Raw genomic sequence first — 4,735 nt, 5'->3', positions numbered from 1 at the left:
GCCGGTGCGCCGGGCGCACCCGCTGCCGGCGGGTGCCCCGGTCCCGGTTCCGGCGGACGCCTACCAGCGCATGCCGAGGGCGTCGGGGTCCGCGATCCGGTCCGGGGCGAGGGCCGAGGCCCGCGAGCGCTGATGGGCGATCCACACGCCCGGGCGCACCTCCCTGCTCCCGACCCGCTCCACAGGGGTGCGGGGGACCCGCAGATGGTGCTCCCGGGTGCGGAACCGCCGCGCCGCCGCCGGATGGCCCGCCCACTTCTCGGCCCGGGAGCGCCGCGGCGCCGGCCGCTCCGCCCCGGCCGCCGCGGTCACGCCCAGCACGTGCTCCAGCAGCCGGCGCTGCGCCCCGGACCGCATGCCGGCGCCGGACACGGCCTCGGCCGGGGACCGCGTCCGCTGCCGGCTCGGCGCCCGGGGCCGACGCGGCCGACGGGTCCGGGGCCGACGGGTCCGGGGCCTGCGGGATCACATGCGGGCGCCGAAGTTCTGCGTCCACCAGGGACCGCCCGGGCCGGAGTGGATGCCGACGCCGATGTCCTTGAAGGAGCAGTTGAGGATGTTCGCGCGGTGGCCAGGGCTGTTCATCCAGGAGTCCATGACCGAGTCCGCGGTCTGCTGGCCCCGCGCGATGTTCTCCCCGTACGTCGACCAGCGGTACCCGGCGGCCGTCGTCCGCTTCCCCGGGTCGGCGCCGTCGGGGTTGGTGTGCGAGAAGAAGTCCCGGGCCGCCATGTCGTCGGAGTGCCCCTGCGCGGCGGCCCGCAGCTGCGAGTCCTCCTTCAGGGGGCCGCACCCGGCCTTCGCGCGCTCGGCGTTGACCAGGGCGATGACCTGGCCCGCGACGCCAGCCGGGGCGGGACCCGGCGCTGGGGCCGACGGGCGCGGCGCGGGAGCCTTGGACTTGGTCGGCGTGGGGCTCGGCACCGGGCTGGCCGTGGAGGGGCTCGGCGAGGGGGAGGCCGAAGGGGAGGGCGATGCCGAGGGCGAGGCCGGCTCCGAAGCGGAGGCGGAGGCGGCGGCCGAAGCGGACTCGGGCGCCGAGAGGGCGGACAGCGGGGCGGCGGGCGCGGCGCCGGTGTCCTTGTCGCCCGAGCCGGGGAGCCCGCCGAGGTAGGCGACCCCCCAGCCCGCGACGCACGCGGCGATCACCGCGCCGCCGACCGCGCGGCGGCGGCTCTGCCGGCGCTTGCGCAGCACGCTGCGGCCGCCGCCGGAGGACCCGTCCGGTATGCCGCCCTGGCCGGACACCGCGGGGGTGAGCTGCGTCGCGGCGTCGGAGAAGTCCGTGCCGTCGAAGCCCGTGCCCGTGCCCGGGCCGGCGCCCGTGGCCGCGCCCATGCCGTCGGAGGCGTACGCCGCGTCCGCCGGTGCGTACGCGGCGCCCGCCGGGACGAAACCGCCCGCCGCGGCCGACCGTACGCCGGCCAGCAGGGCCGCCCCGACCGGGACCAGGGCCAGGCCCGCCAGCAGTCCCTCCGCTGGGAGCAGTCCGCTCCACAGTCCTGCGCACCGTACGCACTCCCGCGCGTGCCGGGCTATTCGCTTGCGCCACAGCGTCGCCGGCACCCCGTCCCAGCCGGCCGTCACCACCCGCAGCTCCTCGCACGGGGGCTGCGTGGCCAGTGCCCGCTCCACCACCCGGGCGGACTCCAGCTGCGCCTTCATCCGCTGCACGCGCACCGCCGTGTGCTGCGGGGGGAGTTCGAGGGCCGCGGCCACCTCGGCGCGGGTCAGTTCACCGGCACACTCCAGCCACCACAGCGACAGCAGGGCGCGGTCGTCGGTGTCCAGCCAGCGGGTGGCGCGCGCCGTCTCCCGCTGCTGGCCTTCGAGCTGGAGCCGCAGGACCGTCAGGTCCACGAAGTCGGCGCCCGGGTCGGCCAGCTCCCAGGCCGCTTCGAGACCGCTCTCGCCGGGGGCGGTGTGCCGGGCCTGCCAGTGCGCCCGCACCCGGTTCATGGCGATGGCGACCAGCCAGGACCGGAAGCTGTCGTCCGACCGCAGGGTGCCCAGGCCGTCGAGCGCGCGCAGCATGGTGTCCTGCACCACGTCGTCAACGTCGCAGGAGCCGTTCAGGGCGCGCCCGACGATGTTGTAGACGAGCGGCAGATAGGTGCTGACCAGCTCGTCCTGCGCGCGGGGATCTCCCGCGCGGGCCGCTGCCACCAGCGCTGCGCTGTGCTGTGTAGTCATGTGAGGTTCCCTGTCCGTACCGGCGGTCGATGATGCCCGATACCTGGGAGACCGTCGAGCGCGGCCCCGATAACGGTTATCCGGAAGAAGAACCTCAGAAATCTTTTCCGGTGCCCGGGGAGGGTCCGTCGCGGCTGTCATCGCCTCCACCACCGGGCCCCCTGCGGGCGGCTCACAGCAGCGGAGCCAGCGCCTCCGTGGCCGCGCGCAGAGCCGGTGCGTACGCCTCGATCTCCGCGCGGGAGACGGCGGGATGCCCCGGGCGGTGGCCGGGGGAGAAGGCGACCGTGGTGATGCTGACCCCGCCGACCGGGCGGCCCGCCGGGCCCAGGACCGCGGCCCCGATGCACCGGATCGTCGGCTCGTTCTCCTCGTCGTCGACGGCGAAGCCCCGGGCCCGGACCCTCTCCAGCTCCGCCAGCAGCGCCTCCGGGCGGGTCAGCGTGTTCGGTGTGCGGGCCGGCAGTCCCGCGCTCGCGATCAGCGCCCGCACCTCCGCCCCGGGCAGGTGCGCCAGGATGCTCTTGCCGATCGCGGTGCTGTGCAGCGGCATCCGCATCCCGACCCGGGACGCCGTCCGGAAGGGCTGGTCGCTCTCCAGCTTCCGGATGTAGGTGAGCGTCTCCCCGCTGTGCAGGGCCAGGTGGACCGTCTGGCCGACGGCCTCGCGCAGTTCGCCCAGGATCCGCCCGATGGTCGGAGGCTCGCCGCCGCCGACCATGGCGGACAGGCTGCGCAGCCGGGGGCCGACCCCGTACCGCGCGTCGTTCTCCGGGCGGACGAAGCCCTGCTCGATCAGCGAGGCGAGGATCCGGAAGGTGCTCGACTTCGGCACGGCGGCGGCCGCCGCCACATCGGTGAGCCGGTGCGGCCCGCCCGGTGCGGCCACGGCCTCCAGGATCCGCATCGACTTCTCCAGCGCCGTCCCGGCGGCCGAGGTGCGCCCGCCGCGGGAGCGGACGGCCATCGCGTCGGCCGGGGACGGGTCTTCGGGATCGGGCATGCGCTCTCCACAGTGGGCGGGACGGGGGCAGGCAGGGCGGGGTCAAGGTAAGGTCTGCGGCGTAAGTTCCGTTACACGGTACGGCGTTCCGCTACGTGGAACAACTGCCGTGGGGAGCGCATGGAGGGGTCGCTTGTCCTGCCATCCGTACGACGCGATGACCGCCCAGGGCCTGCTGCCGGTCCTGCGCAACACCGACGCCGACGAAGCGGTCCACCGGACCACCGCCCTGCTGGCCGCCGGCTGCCGCACCGTCGAACTGACCACCTCCACCCCCGGCTGGGCCGAGGCCGTCGCCCGGACCGTTCCGCTGGCCGACGCGCAGGGGCGGCCCGCCCTGATCGGCGTCGGCACCGTCACCACCGCCGACCATGCCGAGACGGCCCTCGACGCCGGCGCGGCCTTCCTGATCTCCCCCTACCCGGCCCCCGAAGCCCGCGCCGTCGCCCAGCGCCGCGGGGCCGTCCTCGTCGAGGGGGGCTTCACCCCCGGCGAGATCGCCTCCGCCGTCGCCCGCGCGGGCGCAGCCAAGGTCTTCCCGGCCCACGTGGGCGGCCCGCGGTTCGTCCGCTCCCTCACGGCGGTCCTCCCCGGGGCGCTGTTCATCCCGACCGGGGGCATCCGGCCCGCCGAGGTCCCGCAGTGGCTCGCCGCCGGCGCGGCCGCCGTCGGCGTGGGCGGCGGCCTGCCCGACGATCCCGGCGAACTGGCCGCCGTCTTCGCCGCACTGGCCCGGCCGTGTTGCACCGACTGCGCCACCGCGGGGCGTTGATGGCGTCCCCGGCCGGCTACGACGTACTCGTCCTCGGAGAGGTCCTCGTCGAGATCCACGCCGACACCGCCCTGCGGAACGCCGCCGACGGCACCGCGGCCCGCATCTCGTACTCCGGCGACGCCCTCAACGCCGCGGCCGCCTCGGCCGCCGCGGGAGCCCGGACCGCCCTGCTCGCCGTCGTCGGCGACGACGAACTCAGCGTCCCGCTGCTCGACCGCGCCGCCGCACTCGGCGTGGACGTCTCCCACGTACGCCGCGCCCCGCGCCCCAACGGCGCCTACCTGCTCGCCTCCGACACCGACGGCGACCGGGACTTCGTCTACTGGCGCACCCACAGCGCCGGCTCCACCCTCTCGACCCGGCACATCGCGTCCTGGCGGAGCCTGCTGACCGGCACGAGAGCCCTCATCACCAGCGGGATCACCGGGGCCCTGTCCCCGAGCAGCCGCGACGCGGTGGTGGCGGCCGCCGAGACGGTGCACGGCGCCGGCGGACACGTCTCGTACGACCCCAACTTCCGCCCCCGCCTGACCGGCCGGGCCGAGGCCCGGGAACTGCTGGCCCGGGTCGCCCCGCTGACCGGGCTGCTCAAGACCTCCTGCCCGGCCGACGCCCGGGCCCTGGTCGGCACCACCGATCCGCGCACCGCCGCCGCCCGTTACCGGGACCTCGGCGCCCGTACGGTCGTCGTCACCGCGGGCGCCGGCCACCTCCTGCTCGACGACGGCACCCGGGCCGCCTTCCTCCCCGTACCGGTCAACCCC

The 4,735-nt window shown here is 76.3% G+C and carries 5 protein-coding genes; 2 read left to right on the top strand and 3 right to left on the bottom strand.

Going from position 1 to position 4,735, the window contains the following annotated elements:
* Nucleotides 1–60: 60 nt before the first annotated feature.
* The 3 genes from ACFXA3_RS35920 to ACFXA3_RS35910 all read right to left on the bottom strand — a co-directional run bounded on the left by ACFXA3_RS35920 (nt 61) and on the right by ACFXA3_RS35910 (nt 3,196).
* On the bottom strand, nt 61–357 hold the full coding sequence (locus ACFXA3_RS35920) for a helicase associated domain-containing protein (protein WP_385194179.1): 297 nt from the start codon (nt 355–357) through the stop codon (nt 61–63).
* A gap of 108 nt (nt 358–465) precedes the next feature.
* Nucleotides 466–2,193 (bottom strand): sigma-70 family RNA polymerase sigma factor, encoded by a 1,728-nt coding sequence (locus ACFXA3_RS35915; protein ID WP_385194177.1) that lies wholly within the window; start codon nt 2,191–2,193, stop codon nt 466–468.
* 172 nt (nt 2,194–2,365) lie between these two features.
* The gene (locus ACFXA3_RS35910) at nt 2,366–3,196 is read right to left on the bottom strand and encodes an IclR family transcriptional regulator (protein WP_385194175.1); all 831 of its coding nucleotides are present in this window, start codon (nt 3,194–3,196) and stop codon (nt 2,366–2,368) included.
* A gap of 133 nt (nt 3,197–3,329) precedes the next feature.
* On the opposite strand from ACFXA3_RS35910, the gene ACFXA3_RS35905 reads away from it, so the two are divergent.
* Entirely contained in the window at nt 3,330–3,968 is a 639-nt protein-coding gene (locus ACFXA3_RS35905; protein WP_385194173.1) for a bifunctional 4-hydroxy-2-oxoglutarate aldolase/2-dehydro-3-deoxy-phosphogluconate aldolase, read from the top strand.
* Nucleotides 3,968–4,735 (top strand): PfkB family carbohydrate kinase (locus tag ACFXA3_RS35900; protein WP_385194171.1); only part of this gene is annotated, 768 nt, incomplete at its 3' end. The genes ACFXA3_RS35905 and ACFXA3_RS35900, both read left to right, overlap by 1 nt.

Origin of the sequence: Streptomyces sp. NPDC059456 (assembly GCF_042750055.1) — a bacterium.
In the GTDB taxonomy this organism is placed as follows: domain Bacteria; phylum Actinomycetota; class Actinomycetes; order Streptomycetales; family Streptomycetaceae; genus Streptomyces.
The sequence above is the reverse complement of the archived record's forward strand: the minus strand, read 5'-3'. Positions and strand labels throughout refer to the sequence as shown.